A 392-nucleotide genomic window follows, 5' to 3' on the forward strand; every position below is an offset into this window, starting at 1 on the left:
ATCATGGTCTACACCCACGATTCGATTGGTCTGGGTGAAGACGGTCCCACGCATCAGGCCGTTGAGCAGCTGGCGAGCCTGCGTTTAACGCCAAACTTCAGCACCTGGCGTCCGTGCGATCAGGTCGAAGCGGCGGTTGGCTGGAAGCTGGCGGTTGAGCGCCACACGGGGCCAACGGCATTAATTCTGTCGCGGCAAAACCTGGCCCAGATTGAACGCACGCCGGAGCAGGTAAAAAATATCGCCCGCGGCGGGTACATCCTGAAAGACAGCGGCGGCAAACCGGATGTCATCCTGATTGCTACCGGTTCTGAGGTGGAAATTACCGTGAAGGCTGCGGAAAAACTGACCGCCGAAGGTCATGCGGTACGCGTGGTATCCCTGCCGTCCAC

General features: G+C 59.2%; 1 protein-coding gene. It reads left to right on the forward strand.

Annotated elements, in window-relative coordinates; translation table 11 throughout:
• The coding region (locus CSV68_RS16845; protein WP_304442473.1) for a transketolase-like TK C-terminal-containing protein at positions 1 to 392 on the forward strand (392 nt) is incomplete at both ends.

Source organism: Sporosarcina sp. P29, from assembly GCF_002743265.1.
Taxonomy (GTDB): Bacteria; Bacillota; Bacilli; order Bacillales_A; family Planococcaceae; genus Sporosarcina.